Here is an 18448-nt window from a genome sequence, read left to right on the forward strand (position 1 = left end):
GCCGGCACTCGCCGGAATCTGTCGGGCCGATCTGTGGCGCGTTCGGAACATGGCGATACTCTAGGCGATCAGGGCCCGCAGCCGCTGCCAGTCGAAAGACGGGCCGGGGTCCGTCTTGCGGCCCGGCGCAATGTCGCTGTGTCCGACGATGCGCTGCGGGACAATCGCGGGATACCGCTGCCGGATCGCGGCGATCACCCGCGCCAGCCGTCGGTACTGTCGTTGCGTGTACGCCCGCGTGTCGGTGCCTTCGAGCTCGATGCCGATCGAAAAATCGTTGCAGCGCTCGCGCCCGTCGAAGCGCGAAACCCCGGCATGCCAGGCGCGGCGTTCGAACGGAACGTACTGCGTGACGCGGCCGTCGCGGCGGATCAGCAGATGCGCGGACACGCGCAGCGCCGCCACCTCGGCAAAGGCGGGATGCTCGTCCGGGTCGAGCGTGTTGCAGAACAGGGCGTCGATGCCCGGGCCGCCGAAGGTGCCCGGCGGCATCGAGATGCCGTGAATGACGAGCAGGCTGACGGACTCGCCCGGCGGGCGGTCGTCGCAGTTCGGCGAGGGCAGGCGGCGCGCACCGGCAAGCCAGCCGTCGGCGCTCACCCGCGGGGAACCTTTGCCGGCTGCGCGCGTCTGTGCACTCATGGGCGTATAAAAGCGCAGATACCTAGAAAGTGGGGCTCATGATGAAGCACTGGATGGCGGCCGTCATCGCGACGGCAGCGGGAGTCTTGTCCGTTCCCGCAGCATGGTCGGCCGATGACGCGTTTCCCGAGGTCCGCATCGACTACGAGCGGCACGTCCTGCCCAACGGCCTGACCCTGCTCGTGCACGAGGACCGCAAGGCACCGGTCGTTGCCGTCAACATCTGGTATCACGTCGGCAGCAAGGACGAGCGCCCGGGACGCACCGGCTTCGCCCATCTGTTCGAGCACCTGATGTTCAACGGTTCGGAGAACTTCAACGACGAGTTCTTCCGCCCGCTCGAAGCCGCCGGCGCCACCAAGCTCAACGGCACCACATGGTACGACCGCACCAACTACTTCCAGAACGTGCCGGTCAATGCGCTCGACCTGACGCTGTGGCTCGAGTCCGACCGCATGGGACACCTGCTGGGCGCCATCGACCAGGCACGCCTCGACGAGCAGCGCGAGGTCGTGCTCAACGAGAAGCGCCAGGGCGAGAACCGTCCCTACGGCAAGGTGTGGGAGGCGATTGCGCAGGCGACCTATCCCGCCGGGCACCCGTATTCATGGACCACCATCGGCTCGTACGAGGACGTGAAGGCGGCAACGCTCGACGACGTCAAGGACTGGTTCCGCGAGCACTACGGCGCCGCGAACGCAGTGCTGGTCATTGCCGGGGACGTCGATGCCGAAGACGTCCGCCACAAGGTCGAGCACTACTTCGGCGACATCGCGGCGGGGCCGGTGCGCCGGCGCCACGAGGCCTGGGCCGCCCCGATGGAAGGCGAAAAGCGCATGGTGCTGCAGGATCGCGTCCCGCAGACGCGGATCTTCAAGGTCTGGAACGTCCCCGGGTTCTGCGATTCGCAGGCGAACATCCTCGGCATCGCCGCCGGCGTGCTCGGTGACGGCAAGAACAGCCGCCTCTACGAGCGCCTCGTCTACCGCGACCAGATCGCCACCGGCGTCAGCGTCGGTCTCGGCCCGTTCGAGATCGCTTCGCAGTTCATGATCGACGTCACCGTCAAGCCCGGTGGCGATGCTGCCGCGGTCGAGCGCGCGATCGACGAGGAACTCGAGCGCTTCCTGCGCGATGGCCCGACCGCCGAAGAGCTGGCACGCGTGCGCACGAAGACCTTCGCGCAGGCACTGCGCGGACTCGAGCGGGTCGACGGTTTCGGCGGCAAGTCGGCGACGCTCGCGCAGTACGAGGTCTACTGCGGCACACCCGAGCGCTACACCGAAGAGCTGGACGAGATCCGCGACGCGACGCCCCTGGCCGTGCGCGACATGGCGCGGCACTGGCTCGCCGATGGCGTGTTCGTGCTCACCGTCGAACCCTTCCCCGAACACCAGGTGGCCGACAGCGGCGCCGACCGATCGAAGCTGCCGGAACTCGGCACGCCGCCGGATCTGGAACTGCCGCCGCTGCGCCGCGCGAAACTGTCCAACGGCCTCGAGGTCGTGCTGGCCGAACGCCACGAAGCGCCGCTGGTGCAGTTGTCGCTGATCGCGGATGCCGGCTTCGCCGCCGACGCCGGCATCAAGGCCGGCACGGCGCGGCTGACGCTGGACATGCTCGACGAGGGCGCTGGCGACGACGACGCCCTGGCCCTCGCGGCGCGCGCCGAGCGCCTCGGCGCGCAGCTCGCCGCGGGTTCGTCGCTGGACACCTCCTTCGTCAACCTGAACGCGCTCAAGGCGCGACTGGAGCCCAGCCTCGACCTGTTCGCCGACGTGCTGCTGCGTCCGCGCTTCCCCGCCGACGAACTCGAGCGCCTGCGGCAACTGCTGCTGGCGACGATCCAGCAGGAGAAAGCCGAGCCCTACGGCATTGCCTCGCGCCTGTATCCGGCGCTGATCTACGGCGAAGGTCATGCCTACGCCAACCCGCGCAGCGGCGCCGGCACCGAGGACAGCGTGCGCGCCATCACGCTGGATGATCTCAAGGCGTTCTACACCCGCTGGATACGCCCCGACACGTCGACGCTGCTGATCGTCGGCGACACCACGCTCGAAGAGATCGTGCCGCTGCTCGAGGCGCGACTGGGCGCCTGGGCGGCTCCGGCGCAGGCCGCCCCGGTCAAGCAGCTCGATGCCGTCGCCCTGCCCGACAAGCCGCGCATCTTCCTGGTCAATCGCACGGGCGCCGAGCAGTCCCTGATTCTCGGCGCGCATCTGGCGCCCCCGCGCTCGGACCCGGACGATCTGGCGATGCAACTCGCCAACACCGTGCTCGGCGGCAACTTCGTGTCACGGCTGAACATGAACCTGCGCGAGGACAAGCGCTGGAGCTACGGTGCCTTCACGTCGATCTCCAACGCAAAGGCGCAGCGTCCGTTCATCGCCTACGCGCCGGTGCAATCCGACCGCACGCTGGATGCGCTGCGGGAGATGCGACGCGAGCTGGAGGATGCGCGTAGCCGTCAGCCGCTCAAGCCCGCCGAGGTCGATTTCGCGCGCGACAGCCTTGTCCGCTCACTGCCCGGCGAGAACGAAACCGTCGGCGACATCACCGGCTCGTACACGACGATCCTCGTGCACGGCCTCGCGGACGACTACTGGAACGACTACGTCGGCCGTATCGCCGAACTGTCCGCAAAGGACGCCAATGCGGCCGCGCGCCGCCTGCTGCAGCCGCAGTCGCTGACCTGGGTGATCGTCGGCGATCTGTCACGCATCGAGGCCCCGGTGCGCGAACTCGGCTGGGGCGAGGTGACGGTACTGGATACCGACGGCAAGCGCCTGCGATAGGCGCTTGCCGCGGGGCGCGGCTACTCGAGTTCGCCGAGCGGCCGCGTGAAGGTGTAGGCCGCCGGCTCGACGACGAAGCGTTGTGCCGGCTCGCTCGGGGGCTCGCCCTGGATCAGCGCGAACGGCAGTTGCGCGATGAACAAGGCAATGCCGCCGACGGTCGCCACCAGTCCGAGCGGGCGCACGACGACGAAGTCGAAGGCCATCGCCGCTGCGGACGGCGACTCGTCGACGCTGTCCATCTGGGCATGGCCGACGGACGCTGCCAGCGCCAGCACGGCGGCGGCTGCGAAATGTTTCAAGGAATTCATCGTAAGTCCCTCTTCTGGCCACGCTTTTTACTGCGACTCGCGGAGCTTAGGTAGGGGCCGGCGCAGTGTCAAACACGCTGCGGCCCTGCGGCCGGCGCGGCCTACAATGGCGCATGATTCCGGTCTACAGCGCCGCCGACCCGGTGGAAGTCGAAATCCTGCGCAGCTATCTGGCGTCGCACGGCATCGACGCGGTCGTGCTCGGCTCGCAGCTCTGGGGCGCGCGCGGCGAACTGCAGGCCGACGCCTACCCGCGACTGGTCCTGCGAGACGCCGCCGACGAACCGCGGGCGCGGGCGCTGCTGCGCGAGTACGAGCGCCGTCGTCACGCCCACGCCGCCTGGCACTGCGTCTGCGGCGAACAGTCGCCGGTGACCTTCGAGATCTGCTGGGCCTGCGGCGCGGAGCGACCGTCGCCGTGATCCGCGTCGTGCTGTATCAGCCGGAGATTCCACCCAACACCGGCAACGTGATGCGTCTGTGCGCGAACACCGGCGCGGAACTGCATCTGATCGAACCGCTGGGCTTCGCTTTCGAGGACCGTCACCTGCGCCGGGCGGGGCTCGACTACCGCGACCTCGCCGTCGTGCATCGTCACCCGTCGCTCGACGCCCTGCTCACGTCGTTTCCCACCGCCCGCCTGCTCGCCTTCTCGACTCGGGGCCGCGTACGCTTCGATACCGTGCGTTACGAGGACGGCGACCTGTTGCTGTTCGGCCCGGAGACACGCGGCCTGCCGCAGGAACTGCTCGACAGCGTTCCGGAAGACCGGCGCCTGTGTCTGCCGATGCGGCCAGGCAACCGCAGCCTCAACCTGTCCAACAGCGTGGCCGTCGCGGTGTTCGAGGCCTGGCGGCAACGGGGCTTCGCTGGCGCACAGGAATAGGGCCCGCAATCACGCTCGACGAAACCGTTCCTGCCCAGGGGAAATCCGGCCACCGACCGCCGGGTGATCGAAAGAGCGCGCCCCTCAGCCCGCTTCGGGCTTCGCCGGGCGGGTGGCCAGTGCGCGGACTGCCTCCACCGGATTCGTGCGCCCATCGAGCACGGCGCCGACGGCCTCGGTGATCGGCATCTCGACACCGTGCTGCTTCGCCAGTCGCAGCACCTCGGGCGCGGCCTTGATGCCCTCGACGACCTGGCGGATCTCGCGCGTGGCGTCGTCCACCGACTTGCCCTGGGCTAGCAGCAGTCCCATGCGGCGGTTGCGCGACTGGTTGTCGGTGCAGGTCAGCACGAGATCGCCCATGCCGGCGAGTCCCATCAGCGTCTCGGGACGGGCGCCGAGCGCCTCCGCCAGCCGCATGATCTCGGCCATGCCGCGGGTGATCAGTGCCGCGCGGGTGTTGGCGCCGAGTTGCAGGCCGTCTGCGATACCGACGCCGATGGCCATCACGTTCTTGGCCGCTCCGCCCAGCTCGACGCCGGGCAGGTCGTCGGTCCAGTAGGCACGAAAGCCGCCGCCGTGCAGACGTATCGCGATCTTCTCTGCAAACGCCTCGTCGCGCGCGGCGATCGTCACCGCGGTCGGCAGACCGATGCCCAGTTCCTTGGCGAAGGTCGGCCCGGACAGCACGGCGACCGGTCGATCCCCGCCGAGCGCCGAATCGAAGACCTCGTGCACCAGCCGGCCGGAGCCGGGCTCCAGGCCCTTGCACGCGGCGACCAGGCCCTGGCCGTCCCGCAGCAGCGGTCCGAGCGCGTCGAGGGTTTCGCGCAGGGCATGCGAGGGGGTGGCGATCAGCAGGTCCTCGCACGAGCGCACGAGCGCGGCGAGGTCGGCCGTCGCGGTCAGCATCACCGGGAAGCTGCAGTCCGGCAGATACTGGGCGTTCTCGCGCGCCTCCTGCATCGCGGCAACGCGTGCCGCGTCGCGCCCCCACAGCAGGGTCGGCGCACCGCGACGCGCGACATGGATCGCCAGCGCGGTGCCGAACGAACCCGCGCCTATCACCCCGATCGCACAGTCGGCCATGTCTCTCTCCTCATGTGCGGCGCGGCCGCGCCGGGACGGTCGAGGGCCGACGCTCAGTGCGTCGGCGTCGCCGCGGGCTGCGCCGGCGCCCCGCCCTTCTGCTGTGCGCGGGCACGGTTCAGGTGCTCCAGGTAGAGCGCCTCGAAGTTGATCGGCTGCAGCAGCAGCTGAGGAAAGCCACCCCGCTGCACCATCTCGGCGATGGTCTCGCGCGCGAACGGGAAGATCAGCCCGGGGCAATAGCCGCCGAGAATCGCCTGGCGCTCCTCGTTGGTGGCAAAGCCGCGCACGACGAAGATGCCCGCCTGGTGCGCCTCGGCGAGGAAGGCGACGTCCTCGCCCAGCTTGGCCGTCACCGTCACCGCGAGCACGACGTGGAAGTTGTCGCCATCCAGCGGCTTGATGTCGGTGTTGACCTGCACGTCGACCTGCGGCTGCCACTGCCGCGTGAAGACCTGCGGTGCCAGCGGCACTTCCAGCGACGCGTCCTTGCAGTAGATTTTCTGCAGCAGGACCTGGCGCTGCGGCGCGGCGCCTGCGGCACCGTCGGTCGGGGTCGGATTGGGGTTGTCGCTCATCTTCGGAAAGCTAGTCCTTGAGAAGGGGATCGAGGCGCCCGCAGCGGTCGAGCGCGTACAAGTCTTCGCAACCGCCGACGTGCACCTCGCCGACGAAAATCTGCGGCACGGTGTAGCGGCCGGTCACGCGCGTCATTTCCTCGCGCCGCTCAGGGCGATCGTCGACGGCGATCTCGTCGACCTGCGCGCCCTTGGACGACAGCAGGCGCCTGGCCATCACGCAGAACGGACAGCTCCGCGTGCTGTACATGCGCACCGCTTTCATCGCGCCGGGCTCACTTGGTGGTCACCGGGAGGTTGGCGCCCAGCCAGGCATTGAGCCCGCCGCGTAGCGGATAGACCTCGGCGAACCCCTGCTTGCGCAAGCGCTCGGCCGCAGTGACCGCATTGGACCCGAGCGCGCAGTACACCAGCACCGGCTTGCTCTTGTCCTTCGCGAACGGGCCGAGATGCTCGTCGAGCTTGGTCACCGGCGCATTGCGCGCGCGCAACAGGTGCCCCTTGCGGAAGTCGGCCGGCGTGCGCACATCGAGGATGATCGGATCGCGATCATTGATCAGGCGAACCGCTTCGGGCACCGACAGGCGCTTTCCGCCGGTCAGGTGACCGTGAACCTCGTTGGCGACCAGCAGCAGCGCGACCACGCCCAGCGCCGCGAAAAGGCCGGGATGATTGCCGAAGAAATCCAGAAACTGCTCCATGTGCGGACGCTGCACCTGTGCCGGGAAGGGGATGGGTTGCGGCCGCCGGACCGGTCCGGCGGACTGCTAGCATTATCGCATGTTCCGCCCCGCCGCCCTGCTGCTGACACTGGCCTGCCTGTGGCCCGCTGCCGACGCAGCGGACGCCGGCCAGCGCCAAGCCGAACTGGAGAAGCTGCGCAGCCGCATCGGCGAAGTCTCGCAGTCGATCGAGAAGGACCAGAGCAAGCGCGACGCACTGGCGCGCGACCTGCAGGCCACCGAGCGGCGCATCGCGGCGGCCGAAAAGGAACTGGCGTCGCTGCAACAGCAGACCGAAGCGCAGCGTGCGCGCATCCACGACACCGAGAAGCAGATCGTCGCCGCCCGGTCGACGCTCGAGCAGCGCAACGTCTCGCTGCGACGGCAGTTGCGGGCCGCCTACGTCATCGGCCGCCAGGGACAGACGCAGCTGCTGCTCAACCAGAACGACGTCCACAAGGTAGGCCGGGTGCTCGTGTACTACGAGTACCTGCAGCGTGCCCAGGCCGGCGCCATCGAGACCATCCGCAGCCGCGTCGGGGAGCTCGAAGCGGTGTCGGAGCGCCTGCAGGGCGAGATCGCCCGCCTGAGCGACCTCAAGGCCCGTCAGGAAAGCACCCTGGCGGAACTCAAGGATTCGCGCAGCGCGCGCTCGCGGGCGCTGGCGAAGCTGCGCGAGCGCATCGCCGACGAACGCTCGGAACTCAAGCGGCTGCAGGCCGACGAGCGTTCGATCAGCGAGCTGATCGAACGCGTCGAGAAGTCGCTGGCCGACCTGCCGCCGCCGGCGACCACCGACCGCTACTCCGACAAGCCGCTGCCGGCGCTGCGCGGCAAGCTGCCGTGGCCGGCGCGCGGCAAGCTGATCGCGCGCTACGGACAGGCCAAGGCCGGCGGCAAGCTGAACTGGAAGGGACACTGGATCGGCACCGCCGAAGGCGCACCGGTCAAGGTGGTCGCGCGAGGGCGCGTGGTCTACGTCGGCTGGCTGCATCGTTACGGACTGATCGTGCTGGTCGAGCACGACGGCGGCTACTACAGCCTCTACGGACACGCGCAGACGGCCACGGTCAAGGTCGGCGACATGCTTCGCGCCGGACAGGTGCTCGCGCGCGCCGGCGATACCGGCGGCCACGAGCAGCCGGGCGTCTACTTCGAGCTGCGTAAGGGCACCCAGGCGATCGATCCACGCCAGTGGCTGGCCCGATGAGCCGAATGCTGCCGCCCGTCCCCGCCGATACCACCTTCGCTCGCGGCGGAACCCCGACGCTTTCCGATCAGTCCTACAGTTGTTATCGTGCCCACCCGGTTTAAGTTTCACAGCCTCCTCATGCCCCTGACTCAACGCGTGCCGCTGGCTCTCGCCGCCGGTGTCCTCATCGGCGCCTCGGTGAGCCTCACGTCCGGCGTGCTCGCCGACAAGGCCAAATCGGCCGACACCGTCCCGGTGAAGGATCTGCAGACCTTCGTCGAGATCCTCAACCGCGTGAAGACCGACTACGTCGAGGACGTCGAAGACAAGGCGCTGCTCGAGAACGCGGTGCGCGGCATGCTGTCGGGGCTCGACCCGCATTCGGCGTACCTGGACCGCGACGAGTTCAAGGAAATGAACATCGCCACGTCCGGCAAGTTCGGCGGGCTCGGGATCGAGGTGCAGATGCAGGACGGCTTCGTGCGCGTGGTCGCGCCGATCGACGACACGCCTGCCGCCCGCGCCGGGGTCCAGCCCGGCGACCTGATCGTGAAGATCGACGATACGCCGGTCAAGGGCCTGACCCTGAGCGACGCCGTCGACCGCATGCGCGGCGACCCGGGCACCAAGATCAGCCTGACGCTGGTCCGCGAGGGCGAAGCGGGACCCAAGGTCCTCGACCTCGAGCGCGCCGTGATCAAAGTCGCCAGCGTGCGTGGCCGCCTGCTGGAGCCGAGTGTCGGCTACCTGCGCATCTCCAGCTTCACCACCGATACCGCGCCGAACCTGGAAAAGGAGCTGGCCAAGCTTGAGAAGGAATCGGGCGGGCCGCTCGGCGGCCTGATCCTCGATCTGCGCAACAACCCGGGCGGCGTGCTCGACGCCGCGGTCAAGGTCAGCGACGCGTTTCTCGACAAGGGGGCGATCGTCAGCATCCGCGGCCGCAATGGCGACGGCGGGCGCGAGTTCGACGCCAGCGGCGGCGACGTGCTCGACGGCAAGCCGATGGTCGTCATGATCAATGCCGGTTCGGCCTCGGCGTCGGAAATCGTCGCCGGCGCCATCCAGGACCAGCGCCGCGGCATCGTCGTCGGCAGCCGCAGCTTCGGCAAGGGCTCGGTCCAGACCATCCTGCCGCTGTCGAACCAGGGCGCGATCAAGATCACCACGGCGCGCTACTACACGCCGTCCGGCCGCTCGATCCAGGCCGAGGGCATCGAACCCGACATCGTCATCCGGCCGCTGCGCATCGCGCGCAACGAGGACGGCGATCCCGAACCGTTCACGCCGATCTCCGAGGCCGACCTCGCCAAGAGCCTGACCAACGAGAACGACGATCCGGCGCACAAGGAAGAGATCGAGAAGAAGCGCGCCCAGGCCGCCAAGCAGGAGAAGGCCGCCCGCGAGCTCGCCGAAAGCGATTACGCACTGTACGAGGCCCTGAATCTGCTCAAGGGTCTGGTGATCGCGTCGCGCTAGCGCCCCGGAACGAACGATGCGCCGGCAGCTTCGGGGGATGCTGCTGGCGGCGCTGATCGGCCTGCCGGCCGGCACCGCCGCCGCCACGCCGATGATCAGCGTCGTCATCGACGATCTCGGCGACCAGTGGGACAGCGGCCGCCGCGTCGTCGACCTGCCGGGCGCCATCGCCTGTGCCTTCCTCCCGGAGTCTCCGCACACGCGCACGCTGGCGGAACGCGCGCACATGGCCGGCAAGGAGATCCTGGTCCACCTGCCGCTCGAACCCGAGGCCGGGCGCGGTCACCCGCTCGCGCTGCGCGTCGGCCAGCCGCCGGCCGACCGCAGCCGGCAGCTCGCGCGTCTGCTCGAGGCCGTGCCCTACGCCACCGGTGTCAACAATCACCAGGGCAGCCGCGCCACGGCAAGCCGCGGCATCATGCACGCCGTGATGCGCGAACTGTCGCTACGCGGCACCCGCTTCTTCGTCGACAGCATGACCAGCCGCCACAGCATCGCGTACCCGCTAGCGCGCGCCTACGGCATTCCGGCCACGCGCCGGCATGTCTTTCTCGACCACGAGCGCGGGATCGAGAACGTCCGCGAGCAGTTCAGCCGGCTGGTCGCGCTGGCACACCGCAGCGGCGGCGCGCTGGCGATCGGGCACCCCTACCCGGAAACCGTTGCGGTGCTCGAAGAAGTCCTGACGCAACTCGACACCCTCGGCGTCGAGCTGGTGACACCGTCCGAGCTGATCCGCCGCCTGGAACGCGAACCGCCGGTGCTGCCGCTGCGCCTGCGGATGTCGCAGTCGCTCAGCGTCCCGGTGGCGGCTGCCGGCGGCGACTTCAGCGGCGGCGCAGCGCACTGACGGCGAGCGCGAGCGCCGCAGCGGCGAGCCCCCACGCCAGCGCGGGCGCGCCCGCGATCTTCCACCCTGCACCTGCCACGTAGACCCCGGTCGCGCACAGACCCAGCGCGCCGCCCGCGATCATCCGCAGCTGTCGCCGCGAGGCCGCGCGCAGCTCCTCGCGCAGCACGGCCAGCTCCCGTCGCGTTGCCGCCCCGGATGCCGGTGCCGCGAGCTGCCGGACGATCTGCGGCAGCGCATCCGCGAGGTGCGGCAACTGTTCGCGCAGGCGCTCGAGCGTCGCTGCGGGACCGATGCGCCTGCGCATCCAGTCCTCCATGATCGGCTTGGCGGTCTTCCACAGATCCAGGTCCGGGTTGAGCTGACGCCCCAGCCCCTCGATCTGCAGCAGGGTCTTCTGCAGCAGCACGAGCTGCGGCTGCACCTGATAGTCGAAACGGCGGGCGATCTGGAACAGGCGCAGCAGGAAGAAGCCGAAGGAGATTTCCCTCAGCGGACGTTGGAAGATCGGCTCGCAGACGGTCCGGATCGCCGCCTCGAACTCCTCGACGCGCGTTGCAGCCGGAATCCACTCGCTCTCGACATGCAACTCGGCGACGCGCCGGTAGTCGCGGTTGAAGAACGCGTAGAAGTTCTCCGCCAGATAGCGCTGGTCGCTCGGCGTGAGCTGCCCGACGATGCCGAAGTCCACGGCCAGGTAGCGCGGTCGTTTCGGATCGCTCGCATCCACGAAGATGTTGCCCGGATGCATGTCCGCGTGGAAGAAATTGTCGCGGAAGGTCTGCTTGAAGAAGATCTCGACGCCGCGCTCGGACAAGGCCTCGAAATCCACGCCGAGTGCGCGCAAGCGGTCCAGTTCGCGGATCGAGATGCCGTGGATGCGCTCCAGCACCAGCACGCGGGTACGCGTGTAGTCCCAGAAGACCAGCGGGTGATAGATCAGGTCGGAGCCGAGCCAGTTGCGTCGCAACAGGGCTGCGCTGGCGCCCTCGCGCATCAGGTCGAGTTCGTCGAGGATGACCTTTTCGTACTCCGCAACGACCTCCCGCGGCCTCAGGCGACGCGCCGTCGACGAGAACCGCTCGGCGAGCGCGGCCAGCGTGTGCAGCAACTCGACGTCGGCCGCGATCACGCGCTCCACGTCCGGCCGCAGCACCTTGACGACGACCTCCATTCCCTCGCTGCCGTCCGCACCGGGATGCAGGCGCGCCGCATGCACCTGCGCGACCGAGGCCGATGCCAGCGGCGTATCGTCGAAGCTCGCGAACAGTTGCTCGACCGGACGCCCGAGCTCCGCCTCGATCACGCGGCGCGCCTCGGCAGCCGGGAACGGCGGCACGCGATCCTGCAGCAGCGCGAGCTGTCCGGCGATGTCCGGAGGCACCAGGTCCGGCCGGGTCGACAGGGCCTGACCGAACTTCACGAAGACCGGACCGAGCTCCTGCAGCGCGAGGCGCAGGCGTTCGCCGCGCGGCCGCGGATCGCGGGAGGTGCGGCCGGGCTTGAGGAACTCGCGCAGCCCGTAGCGCGCGACGACGCGCCGGATCTGCCAGATACGCCGCCAGCGCGACACGCCGAGGGGCCGGCTCATGCGGCGCGGGCCCGTGCTTCGAAGCGTCGCAGCCGCGCCTCGAAGCGGGCGACGTCGTCACGCAGCGTCTCCACGCCGGCGGCCCAGTCGGCGACGTCCGCTGCACGGGCCAGGTCGCCGGTCTCCTCGCGCAGATACTCGGCAGTGTCGAGCGCCAGCGTCGATGCGCTGCGCTGTCCCCAGGCGAACAGCCGGCGCAGCCCGGCGACGCCGCGGTGCGCGGCGGCATCACCGACGAAACGCGCCGCGAACTCCTCGGCGTCGAAGCCGACCTCGGCCAGCAGACGAGTGAAGCGCTGCAGGGGTTCGACATCGCCCTCGACACGAAGTCCGGACGGAATGCCGACGTCGCCGCCTTCGCGTGCGGCTTTCAGGGCGAGCTGGAACAGGGTCTGCAGCCGGCCGCGTACGCGCACGTCCGGCTCGCGCGGCGCCTGCGGCGCAACACGGACACCGCCGCCGTGGAACTCCAGGCAGAACGCCCAGTCGGGGGTTTCCGTGCGCAATTCGATGATGCGTCCGGACAGCTTCGCGCATTGCGCGAGCACCGCCGGTTCGAGCGCGAGATGACGGTTCAGGGCGATCTCCATCCCCGCGCACAGCCATGCCGGGGCGCTCACGGGGCGCCCCTCATTGCAGGCGGAAGCCGCGGTGCACGGCGACGATGCCGCCGGTGAGGTTGTACACCTGCACGCGCTCGAGCCCGGCGCCCTCCATCATGTCCTTGAGCGTGGCCTGATCGGGATGCATGCGGATCGATTCGGCAAGGTAGCGGTACGAGGCCTCGTCCTGCGCCACGTAGCGCCCGAGCAGGGGCAGCACCTTGAACGAATACTGGTCGTAAGCCCGAGACAGCGGCTCGATCACCGGCTTGGAGAACTCGAGCACCAGCAGGCGGCCGCCGGGCTTCAGGCAGCGCCGCATCGAGCGCAGGGCCGCATCCTTGTCGGTGACGTTGCGCAAGCCGAAACCGATCGTGATGCAGTCGAAGCTGGCATCGGCGAAAGGCAGGCACTCCGCGTTGGCCTGGACCAGCGGCACGCCGCTGACGCCGGCATCGATCAGCCGGCGCCGGCCTTCACCGAGCATCGCGGCATTGATGTCCGAAAGAATCACTTGCCCCTGCGGACCGGCTGCACGCCGGAACGCCTTGGTCAGGTCGCCGGTGCCACCCGCAACGTCGAGCACCGTCTCGCCGGGACGCACACCGGCCAGATCGACCGCGAAGCGCTTCCACAGGCGATGGATGCCCATGGACATCAGGTCGTTCATCAGGTCGTAGCGCCGGGCGACCGAGCTGAACACGCCGGCGACGCGCGACTGCTTCTCGCCGGCCGGCACCTGCTCATAGCCGAAGTGGGTGTAGCCCGGCTTGTTCTCTGAAGACATGCGGCGGCATTCGCGGGACGAAGAGCGGCATTGTAGCGGCCCGCCGCGGGCCGCCGTCAGCCGGCCGGCCCTAGGCCGGCGGCGTCCAGGTCTTGACGAGGGCCGAGAGCTTGACGACCTCGCTGTCGCGCGACATCCGGTGCGCGTCCAGCCGCTGCAGGTACCGCGTCCAGTTGGCGGTCTGCGTCTCGCCGAGTTCGCGCAGGATGTCCCAGGAATAGATACCGCTGTCGTGGCCGTCATCGAACACCAGTCGCACGGCATAACGCCCGACCGGCTCCACGCGGGCGATGTTCACCTCGCGCTTGCCGCCGACCAGCATCGGCTCCGGCAGGCCGTGGCCGCGCAGTTCGGCGCTGGGCGAGAACACGCGCAGGTACTCGCACGGCAGCTCGAAGCGCGTGCCGTCGGCCCAGGCCACTTCGAGCACGCGCGCCTTGCGGTGCAGGCGGATCAGGTTCGGCGCGGACGTGCCCACGACTGCCGGTCTCAGAGGATGTAGCGCGACAGGTCGTCGTCGCCGGCGAGCTTGCCGAGCCGCTGGTCGACATAGGCGGCATCGATCACGATCTCGCTGCCGGCCTTGTCCGGCGCCTCGAAGGCAATCTCGTCCATCAGCCGTTCCATGACCGTATGCAGGCGACGTGCGCCGATGTTCTCGGTGCGCTCGTTGACCTGCCACGCGATCTCCGCGAGGCGCCGCAGTCCGTCGTCGCCGAAGCGCACGTCGACGTTCTCCGTCTTCATCAGGGCGCGGTACTGCTCCGTCAGCGCGTAGTTCGGCTCGGTGAGGATGCGCAGGAAATCCTCGGCCTTGAGCGGATCGAGTTCGACGCGGATCGGCAGGCGTCCCTGCAGCTCGGGGATCAGGTCCGAGGGCTTGGCCAGGTGAAACGCGCCGGAGGCGATGAACAGCACGTGATCGGTCTTCACCGAGCCGTACTTCGTGCTCACGGTGCTGCCTTCGATCAGGGGCAGCAGGTCGCGCTGCACACCCTCGCGCGAAACATCGGCACCGGCGTACTCGCCGCGCTTGCAGACCTTGTCGAGCTCGTCGATGAAGACGATGCCGTTCTCCTCGGCGTTGCGCAGGGCCTCGGCTTTGATCGCCTCCTCGTCGACGAGCTTGCCGGCTTCTTCCTCGACCAGCTCGCGCAGTGCCTCGGCGATCTTCATCTTGCGGGTCTTGGCGCGGTTCTGGCCCATGTTGGCGAACATGGACTGCAGCTGCTGGGTCATCTCCTCCATGCCCGGAGGCCCCATCAGTTCGACGCGCGGCGTCGCCTGGTTGAGCTTGATCTCGATTTCCTTGTCGTCGAGCTTGCCTTCGCGCAGCTGCTTGCGGAACACCTGGCGCGCCGCGCCGCTCTCCTGCTGGCGCTGCGGACTGGCCTCGCCGAAATCCTTGGGCGGCGGCAGCAGCACGTCGAGGATGCGCTCCTCGGCCGCGAGCTCCGCGCGGTCGCGCACGCGCCGCGTCGCCTGCTCGCGGGTCATCTTGACGGAGACGTCGACCAGATCGCGCACGATGGTGTCGACGTCCTTGCCGACGTAACCGACCTCCGTGAACTTGGTCGCTTCCACCTTGACGAACGGCGCGTTCGCGAGCTTGGCGAGGCGCCGCGCGATCTCGGTCTTGCCGACACCGGTCGGGCCGATCATCAGGATGTTCTTCGGATGGATCTCGGCGCGCATCTGGCCGTCGATCTGCGCACGGCGCCAGCGGTTGCGCAGCGCGATCGCGACCGCGCGCTTGGCCGACTGCTGGCCGACGATGTGGCGGTCGAGTTCGGCGACGATCTCGCGCGGCGTCATCGTCGAGGCGGGGTTCTGGGCTTCGCTCATCAGGACTCGATCGTCTCGATCGTCAGCTGGTGGTTGGTGTAGATGCAGATGTCGGCGGCGATGTGCAGTGCCTTCTCGGTGATCGCCCGCGCATCCAGTTCGCTGTTCTGGACCAGTGCCAGCGCCGCCGCCTGCGCGTAGGCGCCACCCGATCCAATGGCGAGCACGCCGCTCTCTTCGGGCTCCATCACGTCGCCATTACCGGTGATCATCAGCGAAGTGTCGGCATCGGCGACGATCAGCAGCGCCTCGAGCCGGCGCAGATAGCGATCGGTGCGCCAGTCCTTGGCCATTTCCACGGCAGCGCGCACGAGCTGGCCACCATGCTTCTCGAGCTTGCCTTCGAAGCGCTCGAACAAGGTGAACGCGTCGGCGGTGCCCCCGGCGAAGCCGGCGATGACCTTGTCGTTGTACAGGCGCCTGACCTTGCGCGCGTTGTTCTTGATGCGCGTCTTGTCGAGCGAAACCTGACCGTCGCCGCCGAGCGCGACGGCCTTGCCGCGGCGGACGCAGAGAATGGTGGTGCCGTCGAATTGCTTCATGGGGGAACCGGTCACGGATGAAACCGCATCGTGGGGACGCCGGACCGCGGTTTCAAGCCGCGATGTGCGCCCTCAGCGGCCGCGCCGGCGCGCGCGCGGGTGGGCGTCGTCGTAGACCGCGCTCAGGCGCTTCCAGTCGAGGTGCGTGTAGATCTGCGTGGTCGACAGGTGGGCATGGCCGAGCATCTCCTGCACCGCACGCAGGTCGCCGCTGGACTCCAGCAGATGCGTCGCGAACGAATGCCGCAGGCGGTGCGGATGCAGCCGCACGCCGAGCTCGGCCTGCTGCGCCCAGGCCCTGACGCGCACGCCGATCGCCGCGCGCGAGAGCCGCTGGCCGCGGGTCGAGACGAACAGGGCCGGCTCGCCTTGCGCGGCGTACTGCGGCCGCAGGCGCAGCCACGCCGCCACTGCCGCGCGTGCCGGCGCGCCGATCATGACGATGCGTTGGCGCCGCCCCTTGCCGGTGATCGTGGTCTCGCTGCGTCCGTTCTCGACGTCGGCGACGTCGAGACCATGCAACTCCGCCAGACGCAGGCCACAGGAGTAGAACAGCTCGATGATGGCGCGGTCGCGCACACCAAGCTCGTCGGTGGGTTCACGGTCGAGCGCCGCGTTGAGCGCATCCGCGGCGACGACGCCCGGCAGGCGTCGCCTGGCCCGCGGCGCGCGCACCGTCTGCGCCGGGTTCGCCGCGATGCGCTGTTCGCGCACCTGGTGACGGAAGAAGCCGCGCAACGTCGAGAGGTGCCGTTGCAGGCTCGCAGGCTGCAGCCCGTCGCGGTGACGCGCCGCGATGTAGGCACGCACGAAGTGCTGGTCGATCTGCGCCAGCGCGCTCACGCCGCCCCGTGTGCAGTACGCGGCAAACGCCGCGAGGTCGCGGCGTGCGGCAGCACAGGTGTTGTCGGAATAGCGCCGCTGATGCTGGAGGTGACCGACGAACGCGTCGATCAGCGGTCCCAGGAAACCCGGCGCCGTGACTGACGGGGAAGCCTGCTCAGAGGCGCGCACGGATCGCGGCGGCGACCAGATCGGCCGTCAGTTCCAGGAACAGCTTGCCCTGCCGCGGCTGGAAGCGCTGCGGGTCGGCGCTGCCGAGCGCCAGCATGCCCAGGCTCTTCTCCTTCTCGAGCGGCACGATCGCGGCGGACTGCACCGGCGATGCGGCTTTCGGGAACAGCAGACGCGCGCGATCCTCGGGCAGCGGCCCGCACTCGATCAGGCGGGTGCGGAAGAAATTCTCGAACGTGCGCACCAGCCTGCCGTCCGGGTCGAGCGGGTGGATGCCCTCGATGTCGTGCCGCTTGAACTGCCCGGCCATGACCCCGACGAACACCTCCTCGATGCCGAAGTCCTCGCGCAGGCACTTCGCCAGCCCGGCCGCCACCGCCGCCAGCGACGGTGCGCGGATCAGGGTGCGCGCAAGACGCTGCACGCTCTGCGTGCGCCGCTCGTTGTCGCGCGCGGCCTCGACCAGGCGCTGCATGCGGTCCTCGAGCCGCTGGTTCTTCGCACGCAGCATGTCGACCTGCTTCTCGATCAGGGACACGGCGGAGCCCGCCTTGTGTCGCAGCTCGATCGTTTCCAGCAGGTCCGGGTGCCGGCTCAGGAAGTCGGCGTGCGCCTTGAGGTAGGCCACCACCTCGCGCTCGCTGAGCTTGGGTACCGGCGCGTCCTCGCGCGGCGCGGTCAGTTCGGCCATTCGATTTCCCCCGTGAATACCGTTTCGGCCGGACCGGTCATCAGCACCGGCCCGCCCTGCCCGTCCCATTCGATCGTCAGCACGCCGCCGGCCATCTGCATGTCCACGCGCGCATCGAGCAGCCCCCAGATGCGGCCGACGACCGCGGCGGCGCAGGCACCGCTGCCGCAGGCCAGCGTCTCGCCGACCCCGCGTTCGAACACCCGCAGCCGGGCCCGTCCGCGATCGACGATCTGCAGGAAGCCGGCGTTGACGCTCTGCGGGAACGAGGCATGCGCCTGCAACAGCCGGCCGACCTGCTCGACCGGCGCGGTGTCGACATCGCCGACGCGCATGACGGCGTGCGGATTGCCCATGTTCACGGCGCCGATCTCGACCACGGCGCCGCCGTCCAGCGTCAGCGCGTAGCGATCGGAGCGTTCGGCGGCATCGAACGGGATTGCGGCAGGATCGAACTGCGGCACGCCCATGTCGACCCGGTAGAGCCCATCGCCGGCCTGCTCGAGCATCATCGTCGCTGTGGCGGTGCGGACGCGGATCGCGCGCTTGTCGCTCAGTCCGGATTCGCGCACATAGCGGGCCAGCGCGCGCGCACCGTTGCCGCACTGGCCCGATTCCGAACCGTCGGCGTTGTAGATGCGGTAGTTGAAGTCCACGTCAGGAGATGCCGGTGGCTCGACGACCAGGATCTGATCGCAGCCGACACCGAAGCGCCGGTCGGCCAGACGCTGCAGCAGCGACGGCGTCGGCCGAAAGGGCGCAGCCGTGGCGTCGATCACGACGAAGTCGTTGCCGGCGCCGTGCATCTTGGTGAAGCGGACTTGCATGAGCG

Annotated in this window: 21 protein-coding genes; 6 read left to right on the plus strand and 15 right to left on the minus strand. The window is 69.1% G+C overall.

From position 1 onward, the window contains the following. Positions 1 to 60 precede the first annotated feature (60 nt). The gene (gene ampD / locus C8D93_RS05275; RefSeq protein WP_110264107.1) at positions 61 to 642 is read right to left on the minus strand and encodes a 1,6-anhydro-N-acetylmuramyl-L-alanine amidase AmpD; all 582 of its coding nucleotides are present in this window, start codon (positions 640 to 642) and stop codon (positions 61 to 63) included. Positions 643 to 680: 38 nt separating this feature from the next. On the opposite strand from ampD, the gene C8D93_RS05280 reads away from it, so the two are divergent. Then, positions 681 to 3437, plus strand: a complete 2757-nt coding sequence (locus tag C8D93_RS05280) for a M16 family metallopeptidase (protein ID WP_110264108.1) — start codon at positions 681 to 683, stop codon at positions 3435 to 3437. Between the two features lie 20 nt (positions 3438 to 3457). On the opposite strand, the gene C8D93_RS05285 is transcribed toward C8D93_RS05280, so the two are convergent. Continuing rightward, positions 3458 to 3748, minus strand: a complete 291-nt coding sequence (locus C8D93_RS05285) for a hypothetical protein (RefSeq protein WP_110264109.1) — start codon at positions 3746 to 3748, stop codon at positions 3458 to 3460. A 113-nt stretch (positions 3749 to 3861) separates the two neighbouring features. Here C8D93_RS05285 and C8D93_RS05290 point away from each other — a divergent pair, with 113 nt between their 5' ends. Beyond that, positions 3862 to 4170: a putative signal transducing protein gene (locus C8D93_RS05290; protein ID WP_110264110.1), complete on the plus strand. Its 309-nt coding sequence runs from the start codon at positions 3862 to 3864 to the stop codon at positions 4168 to 4170. Next, the gene (gene trmL / locus C8D93_RS05295; RefSeq protein ID WP_110264111.1) at positions 4167 to 4634 is read left to right on the plus strand and encodes a tRNA (uridine(34)/cytosine(34)/5-carboxymethylaminomethyluridine(34)-2'-O)-methyltransferase TrmL; all 468 of its coding nucleotides are present in this window, start codon (positions 4167 to 4169) and stop codon (positions 4632 to 4634) included. The genes C8D93_RS05290 and trmL overlap by 4 nt, the downstream gene beginning before the upstream one ends. A gap of 84 nt (positions 4635 to 4718) precedes the next feature. On the opposite strand, the gene C8D93_RS05300 is transcribed toward trmL, so the two are convergent. Genes C8D93_RS05300 through C8D93_RS05315 form a run of 4 tightly spaced genes read right to left on the minus strand, consistent with a single transcriptional unit; the run spans position 4719 to position 7002 of the window. Next, a complete protein-coding gene (locus tag C8D93_RS05300) occupies positions 4719 to 5723 on the minus strand; it encodes an NAD(P)H-dependent glycerol-3-phosphate dehydrogenase (protein ID WP_110264112.1) in 1005 nt (334 codons plus the stop codon). Positions 5724 to 5776: 53 nt separating this feature from the next. Beyond that, on the minus strand, positions 5777 to 6301 hold the full coding sequence (secB, locus tag C8D93_RS05305) for a protein-export chaperone SecB (protein ID WP_110264113.1): 525 nt from the start codon (positions 6299 to 6301) through the stop codon (positions 5777 to 5779). Between the two features lie 10 nt (positions 6302 to 6311). Next, complete coding sequence (gene grxC, locus C8D93_RS05310; RefSeq protein WP_110264114.1) at positions 6312 to 6566, minus strand: glutaredoxin 3; 255 nt, start codon at positions 6564 to 6566, stop codon at positions 6312 to 6314. 10 nt (positions 6567 to 6576) lie between these two features. Beyond that, on the minus strand, positions 6577 to 7002 hold the full coding sequence (locus tag C8D93_RS05315) for a rhodanese-like domain-containing protein (protein ID WP_110264115.1): 426 nt from the start codon (positions 7000 to 7002) through the stop codon (positions 6577 to 6579). Positions 7003 to 7081: 79 nt separating this feature from the next. On the opposite strand from C8D93_RS05315, the gene C8D93_RS05320 reads away from it, so the two are divergent. From C8D93_RS05320 to C8D93_RS05330, 3 genes are all read left to right on the plus strand, one after another. After that, a complete protein-coding gene (locus tag C8D93_RS05320) occupies positions 7082 to 8233 on the plus strand; it encodes a murein hydrolase activator EnvC family protein (RefSeq protein WP_110264116.1) in 1152 nt (383 codons plus the stop codon). Between the two features lie 120 nt (positions 8234 to 8353). After that, a complete protein-coding gene (locus C8D93_RS05325; RefSeq protein ID WP_110264117.1) occupies positions 8354 to 9694 on the plus strand; it encodes a carboxyl-terminal processing protease CtpA in 1341 nt (446 codons plus the stop codon). Positions 9695 to 9710: 16 nt separating this feature from the next. Continuing rightward, positions 9711 to 10544, plus strand: a complete 834-nt coding sequence (locus C8D93_RS05330; RefSeq protein ID WP_110264118.1) for a divergent polysaccharide deacetylase family protein — start codon at positions 9711 to 9713, stop codon at positions 10542 to 10544. Here C8D93_RS05330 and ubiB read toward each other — a convergent pair. The 9 genes from ubiB to dapF all read right to left on the minus strand — a co-directional run bounded on the left by ubiB (position 10522) and on the right by dapF (position 18443). Beyond that, complete coding sequence (gene ubiB, locus C8D93_RS05335; protein WP_110264119.1) at positions 10522 to 12135, minus strand: ubiquinone biosynthesis regulatory protein kinase UbiB; 1614 nt, start codon at positions 12133 to 12135, stop codon at positions 10522 to 10524. The two genes, C8D93_RS05330 and ubiB, sit on opposite strands and share 23 nt — an antisense overlap. Then, positions 12132 to 12755 carry a ubiquinone biosynthesis accessory factor UbiJ gene (locus C8D93_RS05340; RefSeq protein WP_146216516.1) on the minus strand — a complete coding sequence of 208 codons (624 nt, stop codon included), beginning with the start codon at positions 12753 to 12755 and terminating at the stop codon, positions 12132 to 12134. Before C8D93_RS05340 ends, ubiB begins: the two co-directional genes overlap by 4 nt. Before the next feature lie 10 nt (positions 12756 to 12765). Further along, entirely contained in the window at positions 12766 to 13524 is a 759-nt protein-coding gene (ubiE, locus tag C8D93_RS05345; protein ID WP_110264121.1) for a bifunctional demethylmenaquinone methyltransferase/2-methoxy-6-polyprenyl-1,4-benzoquinol methylase UbiE, read from the minus strand. 70 nt (positions 13525 to 13594) lie between these two features. After that, entirely contained in the window at positions 13595 to 14002 is a 408-nt protein-coding gene (locus C8D93_RS05350; protein WP_110264122.1) for a gamma-butyrobetaine hydroxylase family protein, read from the minus strand. A gap of 11 nt (positions 14003 to 14013) precedes the next feature. After that, positions 14014 to 15369 carry an ATP-dependent protease ATPase subunit HslU gene (gene hslU, locus C8D93_RS05355; protein ID WP_110264123.1) on the minus strand — a complete coding sequence of 452 codons (1356 nt, stop codon included), beginning with the start codon at positions 15367 to 15369 and terminating at the stop codon, positions 14014 to 14016. Next, positions 15369 to 15911 (minus strand): ATP-dependent protease subunit HslV, encoded by a 543-nt coding sequence (hslV, locus tag C8D93_RS05360; RefSeq protein ID WP_110264124.1) that lies wholly within the window; start codon positions 15909 to 15911, stop codon positions 15369 to 15371. Before hslV ends, hslU begins: the two co-directional genes overlap by 1 nt. A 72-nt stretch (positions 15912 to 15983) precedes the next feature. Beyond that, a complete protein-coding gene (locus tag C8D93_RS05365) occupies positions 15984 to 16925 on the minus strand; it encodes a tyrosine recombinase XerC (RefSeq protein WP_110264125.1) in 942 nt (313 codons plus the stop codon). Further along, on the minus strand, positions 16912 to 17616 hold the full coding sequence (locus tag C8D93_RS05370; RefSeq protein ID WP_110264126.1) for a DUF484 family protein: 705 nt from the start codon (positions 17614 to 17616) through the stop codon (positions 16912 to 16914). Before C8D93_RS05370 ends, C8D93_RS05365 begins: the two co-directional genes overlap by 14 nt. Beyond that, complete coding sequence (gene dapF, locus C8D93_RS05375) at positions 17604 to 18443, minus strand: diaminopimelate epimerase (RefSeq protein WP_110264127.1); 840 nt, start codon at positions 18441 to 18443, stop codon at positions 17604 to 17606. Before dapF ends, C8D93_RS05370 begins: the two co-directional genes overlap by 13 nt. Positions 18444 to 18448 lie beyond the last annotated feature (5 nt).

The organism is Sinimarinibacterium flocculans (assembly GCF_003201205.1).
Taxonomy (GTDB): Bacteria; Pseudomonadota; Gammaproteobacteria; order Nevskiales; family Nevskiaceae; genus Solimonas; species Solimonas flocculans.

Excerpts from the sequence above, each read along its gene's own strand:
- ampD (WP_110264107.1), bottom strand. The coding sequence starts at position 642 with ATGAGTGCACAGACGCGCGCAGCCGGCAAAGGTTCCCCGCGGGTGAGC.
- C8D93_RS05330 (WP_110264118.1), top strand. The coding sequence starts at position 9,711 with ATGCGCCGGCAGCTTCGGGGGATGCTGCTGGCGGCGCTGATCGGCCTG.
- C8D93_RS05325 (WP_110264117.1), top strand. The coding sequence starts at position 8,354 with ATGCCCCTGACTCAACGCGTGCCGCTGGCTCTCGCCGCCGGTGTCCTC.
- C8D93_RS05280 (WP_110264108.1), top strand. The coding sequence starts at position 681 with ATGATGAAGCACTGGATGGCGGCCGTCATCGCGACGGCAGCGGGAGTC.
- C8D93_RS05315 (WP_110264115.1), bottom strand. The coding sequence starts at position 7,002 with ATGGAGCAGTTTCTGGATTTCTTCGGCAATCATCCCGGCCTTTTCGCG.
- dapF (WP_110264127.1), bottom strand. The coding sequence starts at position 18,443 with ATGCAAGTCCGCTTCACCAAGATGCACGGCGCCGGCAACGACTTCGTC.
- hslV (WP_110264124.1), bottom strand. The coding sequence starts at position 15,911 with ATGAAGCAATTCGACGGCACCACCATTCTCTGCGTCCGCCGCGGCAAG.
- C8D93_RS05285 (WP_110264109.1), bottom strand. The coding sequence starts at position 3,748 with ATGAATTCCTTGAAACATTTCGCAGCCGCCGCCGTGCTGGCGCTGGCA.
- C8D93_RS05320 (WP_110264116.1), top strand. The coding sequence starts at position 7,082 with ATGTTCCGCCCCGCCGCCCTGCTGCTGACACTGGCCTGCCTGTGGCCC.
- grxC (WP_110264114.1), bottom strand. The coding sequence starts at position 6,566 with ATGAAAGCGGTGCGCATGTACAGCACGCGGAGCTGTCCGTTCTGCGTG.
- C8D93_RS05290 (WP_110264110.1), top strand. The coding sequence starts at position 3,862 with ATGATTCCGGTCTACAGCGCCGCCGACCCGGTGGAAGTCGAAATCCTG.
- ubiB (WP_110264119.1), bottom strand. The coding sequence starts at position 12,135 with ATGAGCCGGCCCCTCGGCGTGTCGCGCTGGCGGCGTATCTGGCAGATC.
- secB (WP_110264113.1), bottom strand. The coding sequence starts at position 6,301 with ATGAGCGACAACCCCAATCCGACCCCGACCGACGGTGCCGCAGGCGCC.
- ubiE (WP_110264121.1), bottom strand. The coding sequence starts at position 13,524 with ATGTCTTCAGAGAACAAGCCGGGCTACACCCACTTCGGCTATGAGCAG.
- hslU (WP_110264123.1), bottom strand. The coding sequence starts at position 15,369 with ATGAGCGAAGCCCAGAACCCCGCCTCGACGATGACGCCGCGCGAGATC.
- C8D93_RS05370 (WP_110264126.1), bottom strand. The coding sequence starts at position 17,616 with ATGGCCGAACTGACCGCGCCGCGCGAGGACGCGCCGGTACCCAAGCTC.
- C8D93_RS05300 (WP_110264112.1), bottom strand. The coding sequence starts at position 5,723 with ATGGCCGACTGTGCGATCGGGGTGATAGGCGCGGGTTCGTTCGGCACC.